Here is a 16,897-nt window from a genome sequence, read left to right as displayed (position 1 = left end):
TCCTCGGCCCGCTGTTCGGCGGACACGGCGCCGCGCCCGCCGACCTCTCCGTGGCCTTCGTCGCCCAGGCCGCCGCCGAGTCGGGTTCCTTCGGCAGGCCGCACGACGCGATGGCCACCCGGCGCCGCCGTGTCGCCGTGCGCGGCACCCGCGGGATCGGGCCCGCGGACATGGTCGGCAACAACCGGCTCGGGCAGGTCGACGTCGACGCGCGCACCGGCCTGGTCACCCTCGACGGCGCGCCCCTGCGCTCCGAGCCCGCCCAGGAAGTCTCCCTGAGCCGCCTCTACTTCCTGTGACGCGTGCGTCGCCCCGCGCTTTCTCCCCTTGCACCTCCACCCCACCTCTGTCTCCATCTCCACCCTCACCCTCCGAAAGAAAAGAGACACCCCATGTCCGCGTACCGCATGCCCGCCGAATGGTCCGAGCACGAGGGCTGTCTGATGGCCTGGCCCACCCGCGTCGATCTGTGGGACGGCGTCCTTGACCAGGTTCAGGGCGAGTACGCGCACGTCGCCCGCGCCATAGCGGAGTTCGAGCCGGTCACCATGGTCGCCCCGCCCGGTCACGGAGAGAGTGCCCGCGCGCGGTGCGGTGACGCCGTCGACGTGATCGAACTCCCCCTGGACGACTCGTGGTTCCGCGACTCGGCCCCGCTGTTCGTCCTCGACGGGGACGGCCGCCGTGCCGGGGTCGACTTCCGCTTCAACGCGTGGGGCCGCAAGCACCACCCGTACGACTCCGACGACCGGATCAGCGGCCTGCTGCTCGACCACCTCGGCGTCGCGCGCATCCCCTCCGACATGATCCTGGAGGGCGGCGCGATCACCGTCGACGGCGAGGGCACGCTGATCACCACGGAGCAGTGTCTGCTGCACCCCAACCGCAACCCCGGCATGAGCCGCGCCGAGATCGAGGCCGAACTCACCTCCCGGCTGGGCGTCGAGAAGATCATCTGGCTTCCGTACGGCGGGCTGCTCGACACGGAGACGGACGGACACGTCGACGGGGTCTGCGCGTTCGCCGCGCCCGGCAAGGTCGTCGTCTCCCTGCCCGACGACCCGGCGCACCCCGACTACGCCCGGATGCGCGCCAACCGCGCCGTCCTGGAGGTCAGCACCGACGCCCAGGGCAGGCCGCTGGAGATCGTCGACGTCCCGCAGACCGTGTTCACCGAGGTGGCCGGTGGCCAGGTCGAGGTGTCGTACCTCAACTACTACGTCGCCAACGGCGGTGTCGTCGTGCCGGTGGCCGGCCGGCCCGTGGACGAGGAGGCGCTCGCGGTGATCGCCGCCGCGTACCCCGGTCGCAAGGTCGTCGGGGTGCGGGCCGCGGCCGTCGCGTACGGCGGCGGGGGCGTGCACTGCATCACCCAGCAGGTCCCCGCCACCCGCCACAGCGCGTGACGTACGGGTGAGCGCCCCCATGACCACTCCCCCCGCGCCCCGCGCCGCGAGACGCGGCCGGCTCCGGCGGCTGACCGCCGCGGCCGCCGCCCTGGCCTCGCTCGCCGCGCTCGCGGCCTGCGCGGGCCCGCCGCGGAACGCCTCCGGCATCGGCTTCTCCCTCTCGGCGGCGACCCCGCGCGCCAAGGGCGACATCGACTCCTTCACCTGGGCCCTGTACGCCGAACCGCCCACGCTCGACTACACGGTGGCGTTCGACTACCCGCAGAACATGGTGCTCTCCAACGTGTGCGAGAGCCTCATGCGCTGGACGCCGGGGCTCACCACCGAGCCGGGCCTGGCCCGCAAGGCGTCGCACCCCGACCGCACCACCTGGGTCTACGACCTGCGGCAGAACGTACGCTTCCACGACGGGCGGACGATGACCGCGGACGACGTGGTGTTCAGCCTCGACCGGCAGCGCGACCCGGACAACGCCGCCGCGTGGACGCAGGTCTTCCAGAACGTCGCCTCGGTGAAGAAGACCGGGCCGCTCCAGGTGACCGTCACGCTCAAGAAGCCCGACTCGCAGTTCCCCCAGTACATGGCAAGCGCCGCCGGGGTCGTGGCCTCCGAGGCCGGGGTCCGGGCGGCGGGGAGGGACTACGGCACCTCGGGTGGCCTCGCCTGCACGGGCCCGTTCGAACTCGGCACCTGGAACAAGGGCCAGTCCATCGAACTCGACCGCTTCGACGGCTACTGGGGCCGCCGCGCCAAGTCCGGAAAGGTGGTCTTCCGCTTCCTGCCCGATGCCTCGGCGAGGACCAACGCCCTGCTGAGCGGCGATGCCGACGGCGGCTATCTGATCCCCACCGAGAGCTACGCGCGGCTGCGCGGCAGCGGCGTCGGCACGCTCTACTTCGGCGAGGGCCTGAGCACCGTCAATCTCGCCGTCACCGACATGAAGGGCCCGCTCGGCGACCTCCGGGTGCGGCGCGCCCTCTCCCTCGCTCTCGACCGCGCCGGGTTCGTCCAGGTCGGCCTCGGCGGCGCGGGCACCCCGACCAGGGCGCTCACCACCCGGGCCGCCTGGGCCGAGGCGCCCGAGCGGACCGCGCGGCGGGCCTTCGGCGGTGCCCGGCCCGCCGCGCCGGACATCGCACGGGCCAAGGCGCTGATCAAGGAGGCGGGCGCCACCGGCGCGTCCCTGACCGTCGCGACCAGTTCGGTGGGCCAGGACGTGTCGCTCCTCGCCACCGCCGTGCAGGACGCCGGCACCCGCATCGGCCTGGACATCCGGCTCAAGTCCATCGCGCCCAACGCGTTCACCGCGCTGTTCACCGACCCCGGCGCGCGCAAGGGCATCGACATGTTCCCGCTCACGTACTACGACTCGATCACCGATCCGCTCGATCTCCTGACGAACTTCAAGACCGGCGCCTATCTGAACTTCGCCGGTCACAGCGACAAGGCGTACGACGAGCTGGTCGACCGTGCCACCGCCGTCGACGACCCGAAGCGGCGCCTCGCGATCGAGGCGGAGCTCCACCGCAGGGCCAATCGGCAGCTGCCGTGGATCCCCGTCGCGGAGTGGCCCACCGCCGTCTTCCTCAACAAGAGGATCACGGGCGCGCCGACCAGCATCGCGTACATGTACTACCCGTGGGCCGCCGATGTGGGGGCCGCGCGATGACCTTCCTCAGATTCGCGGCGCGGCGCGTCGCCGAGATGGCCGCCACCCTGCTCGCCGCGTCGTTCGTGGTCTTCGGCGCGATGTACGTGGCGCCGGGCAGTCCGGCGAGCTTCCTGCTCTCGGGCCGGTCGGCGTCACCGGAAGCGGTGGCGGCGATCAACTCCCGGTACCACCTGGACGATCCGTTCGCCGTACGGTACTTCGACTGGCTCGGCGGGGTCCTGCGCGGCGACTTCGGGCGGTCGATCACCTACCGCACCGATGTCTCCCGGCTCCTCGCCGACCGGCTGCCCACCACCCTGCTGCTGATCGTCATGGCGCTCGCGGTGGTCGTCGTGGGCGGTCTACTGCTCGGCCGGATCGCCGCCGTGCGCGGCGGGCGCACCGACTCCGCGATCCTGGTCGTCACGACGTTCGCCGTCGGCACGCCGTCCTTCGTGGCGGCCGTGCTGCTCCAGGGCCTGTTCGCCGTGCGTCTCGGCTGGTTCCCCAGCGGCGGCGCGGGCGACGGTCTCGGCGACATGATCTGGCACCTGACGCTGCCCTCGATCGCGCTCGCCCTGTATCTGATCGGCATGCTCGCCCGCGTCACCCGCTCGGCGATGGTCGAGGCGCTGGACAGCGAGCACGTCACCGTGGCCCGCAGCAGGGGCGTACCCGAGCGCCTGGTGATCCGCCGCCATGTGTTCCGCAACGCGCTCGGCACCGTCCTGACCACCGGAGGGCTCGTCGTCTCCACGCTCCTGGTCTGCACGATCCTCGTCGAGACCGCCTTCAGCGTCGGCGGCATCGGGCAGCTCCTCGAACTGTCCACCACCACCAAGGACTTCCCGACCGTCCAGGCCATCGCGCTGATCGTCGTGGCCTTGTTCATGGCCGTGAACCTGCTCGTCGACCTGCTGCTCCCGCTGGTCGACCCGCGGATCACGCTCGGCACGAGGGAGTCCGCCGCATGACCGCCGTCCTCACCCGCCGCCCCGGCCTGGCCCGGATCCGCGCCGGCGGCTCACCGCTCCACCTGCTCTGTCTGGCGGTCGTCGCCCTCGTCGTCCTCGCCGCGCTGCTCGCTCCCTGGGTGGTGCCGCACGACCCCAACGCCGTCGACCTGGGCGGCGCGCTCGCCGGACCCTCCGCGGAACATCCGCTCGGCGTGGACGCCGCGGGCCGCGACACCCTCTCGCGGCTGCTCCTCGGTGCCCGCACGTCGTTGCTCGGCCCTCTCGGAGTGGTGGTCTTCTCCACCCTCGCCGGGGTCGCCGTCGGCACGGTGGCCGCCTGGCGGGGCGGCTGGCTCGACTCCGTGCTCTCCCGCAGCACCGAGCTGGTGTTCGCCTTCCCCGGGCTGCTCCTCGCGATCCTCATCATCTCCGTCTACGGAGAGGGCCTGCTCGCCCCGGTGATCGCCCTCGCCGTCGCCTACCTCCCCTACGTCAGCCGCCTGACCCGCTCCCTGGTCCTCGCCGAGCGGGCCCGGCCCTACGTCAGCGCCCACCAGGTCCAGGGCCACTCCGCGCTCCAGATCTGCCTGCGCCACGTCCTGCCCAACATCGCGCCCGTCGTCCTCGCCCAGGCCACCATCAACTTCGGCTACGCCCTGATGGACCTCGCGGGCCTGTCCTTCCTCGGACTCGGCGTGCCCCCGCTCACCCCGGACTGGGGCCGCATGGTCTTCGACGGCCAGACCGCGATCCAGCACGGCTACCCGCTCTCCGCGGTGCTGCCCTGCGTCTTCATCGTGCTGACCGTCGTCGCGTTCAACGTCGTCGGCGAACGGTGGGCCGACCGGGTGGCCAGGAGGGACCGATGAACACAGCTTCCCCGCCCAGCCCGGTACTCGACGTCCAAGGGCTCCGCATCACCCTGCCAGGCACCGCCCGCCCCGTCCTGGACGGCGTCGACCTCACCGTCGCCGCCGGGGAGACCGTCGCCCTCGTCGGCGAGTCGGGGTCGGGCAAGACCCTCACCTCGCGCAGCGCGCTGCGCCTCCTGCCGCCCGGCGCCGTCACCGAGGGCGCCGTCCGGGTCCAGGGCGACGACGTCCTCACCATGGACGCCGCCCGGCTGCGCGCCCTGCGCACCGGCACCGCCGCCATGGTCTTCCAGGACCCTCGCGCCGCCCTCAACCCGCTGCGCCGCATCGGCGGCTTCCTCACCGAAGGCGGCCGTGCGACGAGCCGGGCGGACGCGACCGCCCGTGCCATCGAACTCCTCGACGCGGTCGGCCTGGACGCCGGCGTCCTGCGCAAGTATCCCGGCCAGGTGTCCGGCGGCATGCTCCAGCGCGTCATGATCGCCGCGGCCCTCATGGGCGACCCGGCCCTGCTGCTCGCCGACGAACCCACCACGGCCCTGGACGTCACCAGCCAGGCCGAGGTCGTCGCGCTCCTCGTCCGGCTGCGCGAACGCTTCGGCACCGGGCTGCTGTTCGTCACCCACGACCTCGACCTGGCGGCGGCCATCAGCGACCGCGTGTACGTCATGTACGCGGGCCGCATCGCCGAACACGGGCCCGCCGAGGCCCTGTTCGCCCGGCCGAGGCACCCCTACACGGCGGCCCTGCTGGCCTCCACGCCACGCCTGGAGACGGCGGGGGCACGGCTCAAGGCCATCGAGGGCCAGCCGCCCGATCTCCGCACGGCCCTCAACGGGTGCGCGTTTGCCGCCCGTTGCCCGCTCGCCACCGAGGCGTGCGACCAGGAGGACCCCGCGCCGCGCTCCGCGCCGGGCGCGCCGGACCACCTGGCCGCCTGCCACCACAGCGACCGCCTCGAAGGGAGCACCGCCGATGTCTGAGCCGACGGAGGCGAACGTGCTGGAAGTCGACGGACTGCGGCGGGACTTCGGTGCCGTGCGGGCCGTGGACGACGTCTCCTTCGCGGTGCCCGAGGGCGGATCCCTCGGCATCGTGGGGGAATCGGGCTCCGGCAAGACGACGACGGCCCGGATCCTGGTGGGCCTGGAACGGGCCGACGCCGGCGACATCCACGTACGCGGCAGACCCCGCGCCGCACGCGTCCGCGGCCGTGCCGGGCGCCTGGCCAGGGCCCGCGAGATCCAGATGGTCTTCCAGGACCCCTACCTCTCCCTCGATCCGCGCACCAGCGTCGAGGCGGCGCTGCGAGAGACCCTGCGCCCGCACTTCCCCCGCGCCGACCACGACCGGCGGGTGCGCGAACTCCTCGACCAGGTGGGCCTCGGCACCCGCGCCGCCGACGCGCTGCCCCGCCGACTGTCCGGCGGGCAGCGCCAGCGCGTCGCCATCGCGCGGGCCCTGGCGGTCGAGCCCGCGGTCCTCGTCCTGGACGAGGCGGTCGCCGCGCTCGACGTTTCGGTGCAGGCGCAGATCCTCAACCTGCTCGCCGACATCCGCGAACGGACGTCGATCGGCTACCTCTTCATCACCCACGACCTCGGCGTGGTCCGCCACGTCACGGACGACGTGATCGTGATGCGGCACGGCCGCGTCGTCGAGGCGGGCGCCACCGCCGACGTCCTGTCCGCGCCCCGGCACCCGTACACCCGGCTGCTCCTCGAATCCGTCCCGCGTCCGGGCTGGGACCCGGAGCGGATCGCGGCGGCCCGCCGGGCCCTGACCACCTGACCGCACATCCGACTCGAGCCACTCATCGCACTTCATCGCACTTCATCGCATTCGTTGTGCTCATCGCACTCACCAGACGAGGAGGCACCAGTGAACGTGAACGACCACCCCACAGCACGCCGTCACAAGAGGCCGTCACCGAGCAGGCGTACGTTCCTGACGGCGGCCGCGGTCGCCACGGCGGGCGCGGTCTTCGTGGGCGCCGAGGCGTGGGCCGGAGGATCGTCCGCGCCGCGGAGGGCGGCCCGCGCCGGCTCCTTCGCCGTCCCCGCCGAGGACGTCCGGCACACCAGGACGTGGATGGCCTGGCCGGACAGCAGCGCCATCTGGGGGCGTCGACTCGGCGGGGTCCAGGCCGACACCGCCCTCATCGCGCGGACGGTCGCCAGGTACGAACCCGTCACCCTCTGCGCCAACCCGGCGAGCGCCGCCAAGGCCCGCTCGATGTGCGGGAGTTCGGTCGAGGTCGTCACGTCCGTGCCGGTCGACGACTGCTGGATGCGGGACTCCGGACCGGTGTTCCGCACCGACGGCGCGGGCGGTCTCGACGCGGTCGGGCTGCACTTCAACGGCTGGGGCGGCAAACAGCAGCACGCCAAGGACGCGCGGGTCGCCGAGCGGATCGCCGCACTGGCCGGTGTGCGGTTCACCGGCGCCGATCTGGTGGGCGAGGGCGGCGCGGTCGAGCAGGACGGCGCGGGCACCCTGATGGCCACGCGCAGCAGTCTCCTCAACGGCAACCGCAACCCCGGGATGTCAGAGGCGGCGCTGACGGACGCGCTGTGCGAGGCGTACGGGGCGGACAAGGTCATCTGGTTCGACGGCGTGTACGGCCAGGACATCACCGACGACCACGTCGACGCCACGTCCCGTTTCCTCGCCCCCGGCAGAGCGCTGGTGCAGTGGCCCCTGGACTCGGACAACGACGCGTACGCCAAGGACGCCCGCGCGCAGTACAGGGTCCTGTCCGATGCCACGACCGCCACCGGCCGGCCGATCGAACCGACCCGGCTGCAGGGCCCGGACTACAACAAGATCCGGTCCAGGAACCCGGACTTCCTCGCGTCCTACGCCAACTACTACGTCTGCAACGGCGCCGTGATCAGCGCCCACTTCGGCGACGCCACGGCCGACGCGGCGGCCAGGGCGACGCTCGCCCGGCTGCACCCGGGCCGGGCGGTCGTGCAGATCGACATCGACCGGCTCGGCGCGGGCGGCGGCGGCATCCACTGCGTGACACAGCAGCAGCCGGCTCCCTGACCCGGGAAGCCGCCCGGTGCGCGGCCGAGGATCGTTCTCGGCCGCGCACCGGGCCCCGGCGACCCGCCGGCGTGTCCGCCCCTGGTCCCCGCACCCGGCGCGCCGCTCGGGCGGCCGGATACAGTGCGCGGGACAGCCGCCCGGCCAGGAGGGGAAGCGTGACCGACACCAGCAACACCCGGCCCGCCGAGAGGGAAACGCGAGCGCCACGGCGGAGCCGACTGCACCGCCTGATGCGGTTCATCCCCCTCATCGCGCCCGTCCTGCTGTGGACCGTGCCCTGCTGGGTGCTGCTGCACACCGGCCAGCACTGGCCGCTCCCCGTCACGCTGGTCGGCGCCACCCTGTTCGTCCTCGGCCTGATCGGCATGCCGCTCGCGATGATGCGCGGCCACGGCCGACGGCAGCAGGACCGGGCGGCGATCGTCGGCGACACCCTGCTGGGGAGCATCTGGGTCCTGTTCACCTGGTCCGTCCTGCTCGGTGTCCTGCTGCGGCTCGCCCTGGTCCTGGCCGGCGTCGGCGACGGCCAGGACCGGGCCCGGATCGTCACCTGGGCGGTCCTCGGCGTGGCCGCCGTGCTGCTCGTCTGGGGATACGCCGAGGCCCGCAGGGTGCCCCGCGTGCGCCGCCTCGACGTGGAACTCCCCCGCCTGGGCGCCGGGTTGGACGGCACCCGCGTCGTCCTCATCACCGACACCCATTACGGCCCGCTCGATCGCGCCCGCTGGTCGGCACGGGTCTGCGAGACGTTGAACACCCTGGAGGCCGACCTGGTCTGCCACACCGGCGACATCGCGGACGGCACGGCCGAACGCCGCCGCGCCCAGGCCGCCCCCCTCGGTACGGTGCGGGCCACCCGGGCCCGGGTCTACGTCACCGGCAACCACGAGTACTACAGCGAGGCCCAGGGCTGGGTCGACCTGATGGACGAGCTGGGCTGGGAGCCGCTGCGCAACCGCCATCTCCTCCTCGAACGCGGCGGCGACACCCTCGTCGTCGCCGGAGTGGACGACGTGACCGCCGAGTCCTCCGGCCTGGCGGGCCACCGCGCCCACCTCGCCGGAGCCCTGGAAGGCGCCGACCCCGACCACCCCGTCCTGCTCCTGGCCCACCAGCCCACGTTCGTCGACCGGGCGGCAGCGGGCGGCGTCGACCTCCAGCTGTCCGGCCACACCCACGGCGGCCAGATCTGGCCCTTCCACCATCTGGTCCGCCTCGACCAGCCCGCCCTCGCCGGCCTCAGCCGCCACGGCACCCGCACCCTCCTCTACACCAGCCGCGGCACCGGCTTCTGGGGCCCGCCGTTCCGCGTCTTCGCCCCCAGCGAGATCACCCTGCTCGTACTCCGCTCCCCGCGCCGGACCACCTCGTCGTAGCTCGTGCACAGCGCGTACGGCGACCGTCCGGCCCCGGAACTCGCCGATCGTCCGGTGGAGCGCGGCGTGGACATGTTCCTGGCGTACTACCGCGTCGGATGACACCGGTCCCGGCGGGTCGCAGCGGGCGGCCTCGCTTCCGTAGCGGGCGGACCGGTGCGCGCGTCCGCCTGCTACGGTGCGCCGATGTCAGCGATCAAGAAGTTCCAAGTCACCTTTGACTGCGCGGAACCCGAGCGGCTCGCTCGTTTCTGGTGCGAGGTGCTCGGCTACGTCGTACCGCCCCCGCCGGAGGGGTTCGCCACGTGGGACGACTTCACGCGGACGCAGCCACCTGAGCAGCGGGATGCGTGGTTCGCGTGCATCGATCCCTCGGGTGTGGGCCCGCGCCTGTACTTCCAGCGCGTCCCCGAGGGGAAGGCGGCCAAGAACCGGGTGCATCTCGATGTGCGCGTCGGCACCGGCCTCGTGGGCAAGGAGCGCCTCGCCGCACTCGAGGCCGAATGCGCACGGCTGGTCCCTCTGGGCGCGGTACACGTGCAGACCCTGTACGACGGCAACGACTCGTGCATCCCGATGCTGGACATCGAGGGCAACGAGTTCTGCATCGACTGAGCGGCCTAGGGGGAGGTCGCTTCCTGGTGGCCCGGTCCCGCCGCATACGCCAGCGGAGGCGCGATCGCCTGCGCGTCCGCCCCCTCGCCGACCCACAGGGCGATGAACAGCGCGGCGGTCGCCTCCAGCAGCCCCGCGCGTTCGAGACCGCCGCCGGCGACCGGTTCGCAGCCGACGTCCCGGACCAGCTCGCGTACGCGCACGAGGGCCGTCTCGTCGTCACCGCAGAGGGGCACGGCCAGTGGTCGCCCGTCGAAGACGGGCGGCCGCATGCGCCACACGTCCTCGTGGCAGAGGTTGAAGGCCTTGACGACGTGAGCTCCCGGAGCCGCCACGGCCAATTGCTGCGCAGCTGAGGGGCCTCCCCCGGTCAGCAGTCGGAACCCCGGCCCGATCGGGTTGGAGCAGTCGAGCAGCGCCTTGCCCTCCAGAGCCGCGCGCAGGTCCCGCGCGACGTCCGCGCCCGCTCCGTAGGGCAGCGCGGCCAGCACCACCTCCCGGCCGGACTCGGCCGCCTCGCGCAGACCGGCGGGCCGCGCGCCGCCTCCGATCCGCGTCGCCAGCCGCTCCGCCTTGCGTACGTCCCGTCCCCCGATGGTCACTTCGTGTCCGGCCCGCACCCAGTGGGTGGCGAGCGCGTCGGCCATGTTGCCCGTTCCCAGTACGCCGATCCTCATCACGTGTTCCCTCTCCGTGCCTGCTTCGACCGTGCATACCGACGCTAGGGAATGGTTCGGGCACCATGTGGTACGTGACCACCGACACCTTCCTCGCCGACTGCCGCGCCCGCCTCGCCTTCGACCTGCTCTCCAACACCTGGAACGCCGTGGTGCTCTGGGCGCTGCGCGACGGCCCCGCCCGCTCGGTCGACCTACGGAAGCGGATCGGAGGCATCAGCTCGAAGGTCCTCACCGAGACGCTGCGACGGCTGCAGTTCAACGGACTGGTCGAACGGCGGGCCCACCCCGACGCGCCGTCGCGCGTCGCGTACGAACTCACCTCTCTCGGCCGGACCTTGCTCTCCCCCATCGACACCATCGGGGCCTGGGCCTTCGCGCACGGCGACGAGGTCATGGCCGCGCAGGAGGCAGCCTGCGCTGCCGCTCCGCAGCCCTCCTCCCCTTCTGCTCGCCAGGGCGGTCCACAGCGGTAGCGCGTCCATCAGCGGTCAACTCCCGCCACCCACAGGACTGTTGAGGCCACATGCGACCCGCGCCCAGTTCAAGGCCAGGCAAAATCTCGGGGAGTTGGTCCAGTCCTTTGCGGGCGCGGGAGCGTGGCAGAGGGGTTCCACGTCGTGGATTGGTACGGCCTGGGAGCCCTCCCACCCGCGTTGACATGCTCACGGACGGTGGTTCCCTAAGAGGTCTGTACCGCCGGAAATCGCAGAGCCCGCACGATGCGCACCACGCGCAGATTCCGCAGGACCCGCAGGAAGCGCGTCCGGCCCCCGCCCCATCGGACCGTTCCCGCGTCCACCGCCGCTCTCGTACGCCCCGGCAGCGGGGGACGGCCCGGCACGGACGGACGCCTCACCTTTCCCCGAGGAGAGCCGTGTCCCCACTCAGATCCGCAGCCGGACCCCACGGGGTCCTGGCCTCGCCCCGACGTCTCGTCGCCGTCCTCGCCGTCCTCGCGCTGGCGCTGGCCGGACTCACCTCGCTCGCGGCCCCCGCCCACGCGGCCGCCAAGCTCACCGCCACCTTCGTCAGCGAGGGCAGCGGCACCTCCTGGACCGGCAAGTTCGTCGTGAAGAACAGCGGTGACACCGCCGTCGACACCTGGTCCCTGGAGTTCGACCTGCCCGACGGCGTCACCATCAGCGACCACACCCACGGCACCGCCGAGGTCAAGGGCAGGCACGTGGTCGTGACGCCCGCGTACTACAACGCCCGTGTCCCGGCGGGCCGCGATACCGAGCCGTACAGCTACAGCTTCCGCGGCAGCGGGCAGCTCAAGCCGCCCACCGGCTGCCTCATCAACGGCGACAAGTGCGACGGCACCGCGGCCGTGCCCCCGAAGGCCCCCACCGGCCTCAGCGTCGCCGACGCCACCGCCCGCACCATCAGCCTGAAGTGGACGGCGGCCGCCCAGGGCGACTTCCCCGTCGCCTCGTACGAGGTGCTGCGCGGCACCACCGTCGTGGCGGCCAGCGCCACCACCCAGGCCACGGTGCGCGGCCTGGAACCGGCGACCGCCTACCAGTTCAGCGTCCGGGCCAAGGACTCGCGCGGCAACACCGGTGAGGCGAGCGCCCCCGTGAACGCGACCACCGTGGACCCGGCGACCGACACCGTGCCGCCCACCGCGCCCCGCAACCTCCGCTCCAGTGACGTCACTTCGAGCACCGTGAAGCTCGCGTGGGACGCGGCCACCGACAACCAGCGCGTCGCCGCGTACGACGTCTACCGCGGCAGCACCCTCGTGGAGAGCCTGCCCGCCGACACCCTCACCAGCACGGTGACCGGACTGACGCCCGACACCGCGTACGCCTTCACCGTCACGGCGCGCGACGCCGCCGACAATCCCTCGCCCGCGAGCAACACCCTGTCCGTCACCACCAAGGAGGCCGTCGGCCAGGGCGGCTACGCCAAGGTCGGCTACTTCGTGCAGTGGGGCATCTACGGCCGGCAGTACTTCGTGCGGGACCTGGAGACGTCCGGCGCCGCGGCCAAGCTCGACGTCATCAACTACGCCTTCGCCAACATCGACCCCAAGAACCTCACCTGCCTCAACGGTGTCACCAAGGGCACCACGCAGAACCCCCAGGACCCCAACCAGGGCGACGGGGCCGGGGACGCCGAGGCCGACTACGGTCGCGCCTTCCCCGCCGGGCAGTCCGTGGACGGCGTCGCCGACGACGGCTGGGGCAAACTGCGCGGCAACTTCAACCAGCTGAAGAAGCTCAAGGCCAAGCACCCGAACCTCAAGGTGGTCGTCTCCCTCGGCGGCTGGACGTACTCGAAGTACTTCTCCGACGTCGCCAAGACGGACGAGTCGCGGAAGAAGTTCGTCAAGTCCTGCATCGACATGTACATCAAGGGCAATCTGCCCGCGTACAACGGCGCGGGCGGTGACGGCGTCGCCGCCGGCATCTTCGACGGCTTCGACCTGGACTGGGAGTGGCCGGGCTCGCCGGACGGCCACCCCGGTAACCACTGGAGCACCGACGACAAGGCCAACAACACCGCCCTGATCGCCGAGTTCCGCAGGCAGCTCGACGCGCTCGGCGGCAGCCACCGGCTGCTCACCGCCTTCACCCCGGCCGACCCCAAGAAGATCAACGAGGGCTGGGACCTCAAGGAGGTCTTCAAGTACCTGGACTTCGGCAACGTCCAGGGCTACGACTTCCACGGCGCGGGCAGCGACAACTCCTGGGAGCCCAACCGCACCGGCCACCAGGCCAACCTGTACAAGGACGCGCAGAGCCCGTACCCGACCGACTTCAGCATCGACGACGCCGTGAAGGCGTACACCGATCAGGGCATCAAGCCGCGCAAGCTCACCATCGGCTTCCCGTTCTACGGGCGCGGCTGGCAGCAGGTCGCCGACGGCGGCGCGCACGGCGAGTGGCAGAGCGCGAACGGCGCCGCGCCGGGCCAGTTCCAGGAGGAGGCGGGCACCCGTGGCTACGACAACCTCGTCGCCGCCTTCCCGAACCTGACCGTCTACCACGACGAGCAGTCCGTCTCCACGTACGGCTACACGGGGGCGAACGGCCAGTGGTGGTCCTTCGACGATCCCTGGTCCATCGAGAAGAAGACGCAGTACATCAAGTCCAAGGGCCTGCTCGGCGGCATGATCTGGGAGATGTCCGGAGACACCTCGAACAACGTCCTGTTCAACGCCCTGGACCGCGGCCTGAAGTAGCCGCCGCGGCGACCGGCACGCCGGTCGGGGCCGCCCCACGAGCCGGGGCCGCTTCACGCGTCGGGACCACTTCACCAGCCGGGGCCGCTTCGGAAATCCCCTCCGAGGCGGCCCATCTCCGGCGGCACTCGTTCCGGTGACACCCGCCCGCGGCGGACGACGGGGCGTGGGGCTCTCCCACCCTTGCCACTCCGGCGAAGAACGGTTTCCCTTCGCGTCAACACGCGCCACGAGAACACACGTCGCATGAACCGTACGTCCACCGACCGTCAGTACCGTCCAAGGCTTTGCCGCAGGGATGGCCGACGCAACGGCCTCGGAGGACGGGACGGACATGGCAGGCGTGGAGGAGCGACAGGGCGGGATCGGCACGCTGGCGGACGAGGCCGCGGTGGGCCGGGCCGCCGAGGCGGTGGCCGACGGGGACGCCGTGGTGCACGGTTTCGCCAACTTCTACGCGCTCACCGCGCGTGGTGACGCGGCGGTCGTCGAGCGGGTGAACGTGATGAAGGGGCGCCCGGCCGGGCAGGTGGGCAGCGCCACGACCACCCCGGACCGGATCCTGTCGCTGTTCGACTGGTCCCTGCTGCCGTCCGTGCTGCCCAGGCAGCAAGTACGTTCTCTTGTACGGGAGTTGTTCGCGCTCGGACCCTACGGGGTGCGCGGCCCCGCCGCCGCAACGGTGCCCGACCATCTGACCTCCGTCCAGGACGGCGTACGCACCGTGCAGGTCATCGCCCCCGGCCACGCCTGCCCCTCGAACGCCTTCCTGTCCGCGGCCCTGGAGCGCGCCGGCGCCGATCTGCTGTTCATCACCTCCGCGAACCGGTCCCGGCAGCTGACCGGCGCGGACCACGAGCCCGCGCACTGGCGGGCGGCGGGCGTGGCGGCCGACTTCGGTGGCGAAGCGGGCGTACGGGTCCTCGCGCACGCCGACGAGGGCACGGCGCGGGCCCGCTACCCGCACCACGAACCCATGTCGACCAGCGTCCTGTCCTTCCACCGAAGCCCCGGCCACGGGCCCTCCGGCCTCCCGGCCCTGACGCTGGAGCGCCACGGCTCCCTCTCCGCCGACCACACCCGTTCCCTCGCCGCCGTCCACGGCTTCGCCCTCATCACCGAGCGTGCCGGGCAACGCCTGACCGCCCGGGTGTACGGCCCCCGCACACCCGAGGCCCCTTCGGTCTGACGCCCCTGCCGGCTCCGGTGCCACGACCCGTCCCGGGGCCGGTGCGGCCGGTCAGCCCTCGCCAGGAGCGGGGAGCGGCTCGCCCGTCTCCAGGAGGGACTTGAGGCTGGAGAGGATGGGCGGCCAGCCCTGGCTGCACAGGGAGTGCAGGTAGCCCGCGGGGTCGAAGTCGTGGGTGACGGTCAGCTTGACCTGGTCGCCCTGGGGTTCGAGGTCGAAGGTGACGTGCGAGCGGCGTTCGGCGGCGGCGCGGGCGCGCACTTCCTCGTCGGCGCCGACCGCCTCGGCCCATTCCGGGGTGAAGGTGTGCCAGGTGTAGGCCAGGCGGCGGTGGGGGTCGTAGGTGAGGACGACCTGGTCGGGATGCGCGATCTCGGCACCGCCCTCCGTCCAGACGAGCGGTGAGCCCTCGGCCCAGTCGGTCGTGAAGCGCACGCCCCAGTAGCGGTCGGTGAAGGCCGGGTCGGTCAGGGCCTGCCAGAGCCGCTCGGGCGTGGTGCGGATGTACGTCGTGTACACGAACGTCTTGCTGTCCATGGGGGGATGCTCCAATGCTCTCTTCAGGTCCGCGAGCGCGTTCACCCGCTCCCTGTCGAACCGGCTGATCCAGCGCTCGGCGATGGCGTTGATCGGGGCGGCGTTCAGATAGTGCAGCTTCTCCCGCCCGCGCCTGACCGTGGTCACCAGCTCGGCGGCCTCCAGCACGGTCAGGTGCTTGCTGACCGACTGCCTCGCCATGTCCAGCCCCGCGCACAGCTCCCGCAGGGTCTGCCCGTTGCGGTCCCGGAGCCGGTCCAGGAGGCGCCGTCGGCTGGGGTCGGCCAGCGCCTTGAACACCGCGTCCACCGCCCTCACCGCCTCCCGTCATGCAGCCTTCTGGCTGCCTTTCCATCATTGGCAGCCAGAAGGCTGCATGTCAACCGGGAAGGGTCGGTCATGCGCACCGGGCAACCCGTCCCGTGACGCACGACCGCGCCCCGACATCGTTGTCAGAGGCGCGGTCTGTGCGGCTGGCAGCCCTACGACGGGATGCGGCACGCTTCGAGCGAGCTCCGCACGCCGGAGTGGGCGGCCTCCCTACGGCTTGTAGACGGCGTCACTGCCGTACAGCTCCCTCGTGAAGGCGGAGACGTCGGCGCTGCGGTCCGAGCCGTCGAGGTTGTACGTCAGGTAGACGCCGTACCCCTCGCTGACCGTGCGGCGGGCGAAGTCGGCGGCCGTGCTCTGCGAGGTCCGCCCGATCTCGACGGCGGCCGGCGAGAGCTTCGACTTGGGCAGGGAGATGCCGGGGACCTGCCAGGTGCCGTAGTACGGGTTCCAGGCGTAGTCGAACTTGGACGAGACGTCGACGCCGCCGTAGGACAGGCGCGACGCGGACGGGCCGATGTTGTAGAGGCTGATGATCTTGTTCGGCATGTTCGCCCGCAGCGCCGTCACCAGGTGCACGAACGAGCCGGCGTTCGGCTGGCCGGTGCCGTTGTTGCCGTACTCGGCGTACTCGTCGTCGAAGTCGATGCCGTCGAGGTCGTACTTGGTGACGGTGTCCGACAGCTGCTTGGCGAACGCCGAAGCCGCCTGCTGCGAGGGGAAGTTGGCGAAGCCCGCGCCCTGGTGGTTGCCGAGCACCGAGAGGACGACCTTGATGCCCTTCTGCTGCAACGGCCGTATTTGCGTGGCGGCGTTGTCGAGGACGCGCTGCACGTTCTCGTTGAAGTGCAGATACGCCGACTTCTTGGTCGTGTCGTAGTTGATGTTCGCCGCGAAGATAACGGCGACGTCGAAGGCGTTGCCGCCACCGTTGGCAAGGGTGTACTTGCCGACGTTCAGCATGCTGTTGTCATTCACCTCGACGTACGCCACCGAGGTCGGCCCCTGTTTCTTGGGGGCGGGGGTGGGGGCGGGGGC

15 protein-coding genes and 1 pseudogene are annotated in these 16,897 nt (G+C 71.9%); 13 read left to right on the top strand and 3 right to left on the bottom strand.

Annotated elements, in window-relative coordinates:
* The 10 genes and pseudogenes from AOK22_RS29120 to AOK22_RS29075 all read left to right on the top strand — a co-directional run.
* A pseudogene (locus AOK22_RS29120) lies at positions 1-299 on the top strand (urease subunit alpha); the annotation flags it as partial.
* A 93-nt stretch (positions 300-392) separates the two neighbouring features.
* The gene (locus tag AOK22_RS29115; protein WP_055701704.1) at positions 393-1,406 is read left to right on the top strand and encodes an agmatine deiminase family protein; all 1,014 of its coding nucleotides are present in this window, start codon (positions 393-395) and stop codon (positions 1,404-1,406) included.
* A 19-nt stretch (positions 1,407-1,425) separates the two neighbouring features.
* Positions 1,426-3,078, top strand: a complete 1,653-nt coding sequence (locus tag AOK22_RS29110; RefSeq protein ID WP_055701703.1) for an ABC transporter substrate-binding protein — start codon at positions 1,426-1,428, stop codon at positions 3,076-3,078.
* The gene (locus AOK22_RS29105) at positions 3,075-4,034 is read left to right on the top strand and encodes an ABC transporter permease (RefSeq protein ID WP_055701702.1); all 960 of its coding nucleotides are present in this window, start codon (positions 3,075-3,077) and stop codon (positions 4,032-4,034) included. The genes AOK22_RS29110 and AOK22_RS29105 overlap by 4 nt, the downstream gene beginning before the upstream one ends.
* Positions 4,031-4,885 carry an ABC transporter permease gene (locus tag AOK22_RS29100; RefSeq protein WP_055701701.1) on the top strand — a complete coding sequence of 285 codons (855 nt, stop codon included), beginning with the start codon at positions 4,031-4,033 and terminating at the stop codon, positions 4,883-4,885. Before AOK22_RS29105 ends, AOK22_RS29100 begins: the two co-directional genes overlap by 4 nt.
* The gene (locus AOK22_RS29095) at positions 4,882-5,871 is read left to right on the top strand and encodes an ABC transporter ATP-binding protein (RefSeq protein WP_055701700.1); all 990 of its coding nucleotides are present in this window, start codon (positions 4,882-4,884) and stop codon (positions 5,869-5,871) included. Before AOK22_RS29100 ends, AOK22_RS29095 begins: the two co-directional genes overlap by 4 nt.
* Positions 5,864-6,679 (top strand): ATP-binding cassette domain-containing protein, encoded by an 816-nt coding sequence (locus AOK22_RS29090; RefSeq protein ID WP_055701699.1) that lies wholly within the window; start codon positions 5,864-5,866, stop codon positions 6,677-6,679. Before AOK22_RS29095 ends, AOK22_RS29090 begins: the two co-directional genes overlap by 8 nt.
* Positions 6,680-6,769: 90 nt before the next feature.
* Positions 6,770-7,939, top strand: a complete 1,170-nt coding sequence (locus AOK22_RS29085; protein ID WP_244165110.1) for an agmatine deiminase family protein — start codon at positions 6,770-6,772, stop codon at positions 7,937-7,939.
* A gap of 158 nt (positions 7,940-8,097) precedes the next feature.
* Positions 8,098-9,318, top strand: coding sequence for a metallophosphoesterase (locus AOK22_RS29080; protein ID WP_055701698.1), 1,221 nt, complete (start codon positions 8,098-8,100; stop codon positions 9,316-9,318).
* A gap of 186 nt (positions 9,319-9,504) precedes the next feature.
* Positions 9,505-9,933: a VOC family protein gene (locus AOK22_RS29075; protein WP_055701697.1), complete on the top strand. Its 429-nt coding sequence runs from the start codon at positions 9,505-9,507 to the stop codon at positions 9,931-9,933.
* Positions 9,934-9,938: 5 nt separating this feature from the next.
* On the opposite strand, the gene AOK22_RS29070 is transcribed toward AOK22_RS29075, so the two are convergent.
* Entirely contained in the window at positions 9,939-10,610 is a 672-nt protein-coding gene (locus AOK22_RS29070) for an NADPH-dependent F420 reductase (protein WP_055701696.1), read from the bottom strand.
* A 74-nt stretch (positions 10,611-10,684) separates the two neighbouring features.
* Between AOK22_RS29070 and AOK22_RS29065 the strand changes: the two genes are divergently transcribed.
* From AOK22_RS29065 to AOK22_RS29055, 3 genes are all read left to right on the top strand, one after another.
* Positions 10,685-11,086 (top strand): winged helix-turn-helix transcriptional regulator, encoded by a 402-nt coding sequence (locus tag AOK22_RS29065; RefSeq protein WP_055701707.1) that lies wholly within the window; start codon positions 10,685-10,687, stop codon positions 11,084-11,086.
* A 401-nt stretch (positions 11,087-11,487) separates the two neighbouring features.
* Complete coding sequence (locus tag AOK22_RS29060) at positions 11,488-13,803, top strand: glycosyl hydrolase family 18 protein (RefSeq protein ID WP_079036890.1); 2,316 nt, start codon at positions 11,488-11,490, stop codon at positions 13,801-13,803.
* Positions 13,804-14,137: 334 nt separating this feature from the next.
* The gene (locus AOK22_RS29055; protein ID WP_055701695.1) at positions 14,138-14,992 is read left to right on the top strand and encodes a hypothetical protein; all 855 of its coding nucleotides are present in this window, start codon (positions 14,138-14,140) and stop codon (positions 14,990-14,992) included.
* A gap of 51 nt (positions 14,993-15,043) precedes the next feature.
* On the opposite strand, the gene AOK22_RS29050 is transcribed toward AOK22_RS29055, so the two are convergent.
* Together AOK22_RS29050 and AOK22_RS29045 are read right to left on the bottom strand one after the other, a co-directional pair.
* Positions 15,044-15,838 (bottom strand): ArsR/SmtB family transcription factor, encoded by a 795-nt coding sequence (locus AOK22_RS29050; protein WP_055701694.1) that lies wholly within the window; start codon positions 15,836-15,838, stop codon positions 15,044-15,046.
* A 231-nt stretch (positions 15,839-16,069) separates the two neighbouring features.
* Positions 16,070-16,897, bottom strand: an 828-nt coding sequence (locus AOK22_RS29045; RefSeq protein WP_055701693.1) for an endo-beta-N-acetylglucosaminidase H, incomplete at its 5' end; no start/stop codon positions are given.

It is taken from the genome of Streptomyces silaceus, assembly GCF_001419745.1.
GTDB classification, from domain to species: domain Bacteria; phylum Actinomycetota; class Actinomycetes; order Streptomycetales; family Streptomycetaceae; genus Streptomyces; species Streptomyces silaceus.
Note: the sequence above shows the minus strand (reverse complement) of the source record. Positions and strands in the feature narration are given on the sequence as shown.

Excerpts from the sequence above, each read along its gene's own strand:
- AOK22_RS29115 (WP_055701704.1), top strand. The coding sequence starts at position 393 with ATGTCCGCGTACCGCATGCCCGCCGAATGGTCCGAGCACGAGGGCTGT.
- AOK22_RS29110 (WP_055701703.1), top strand. The coding sequence starts at position 1,426 with ATGACCACTCCCCCCGCGCCCCGCGCCGCGAGACGCGGCCGGCTCCGG.
- AOK22_RS29105 (WP_055701702.1), top strand. The coding sequence starts at position 3,075 with ATGACCTTCCTCAGATTCGCGGCGCGGCGCGTCGCCGAGATGGCCGCC.
- AOK22_RS29100 (WP_055701701.1), top strand. The coding sequence starts at position 4,031 with ATGACCGCCGTCCTCACCCGCCGCCCCGGCCTGGCCCGGATCCGCGCC.
- AOK22_RS29095 (WP_055701700.1), top strand. The coding sequence starts at position 4,882 with ATGAACACAGCTTCCCCGCCCAGCCCGGTACTCGACGTCCAAGGGCTC.
- AOK22_RS29090 (WP_055701699.1), top strand. The coding sequence starts at position 5,864 with ATGTCTGAGCCGACGGAGGCGAACGTGCTGGAAGTCGACGGACTGCGG.
- AOK22_RS29075 (WP_055701697.1), top strand. The coding sequence starts at position 9,505 with ATGTCAGCGATCAAGAAGTTCCAAGTCACCTTTGACTGCGCGGAACCC.
- AOK22_RS29070 (WP_055701696.1), bottom strand. The coding sequence starts at position 10,610 with ATGAGGATCGGCGTACTGGGAACGGGCAACATGGCCGACGCGCTCGCC.
- AOK22_RS29055 (WP_055701695.1), top strand. The coding sequence starts at position 14,138 with ATGGCAGGCGTGGAGGAGCGACAGGGCGGGATCGGCACGCTGGCGGAC.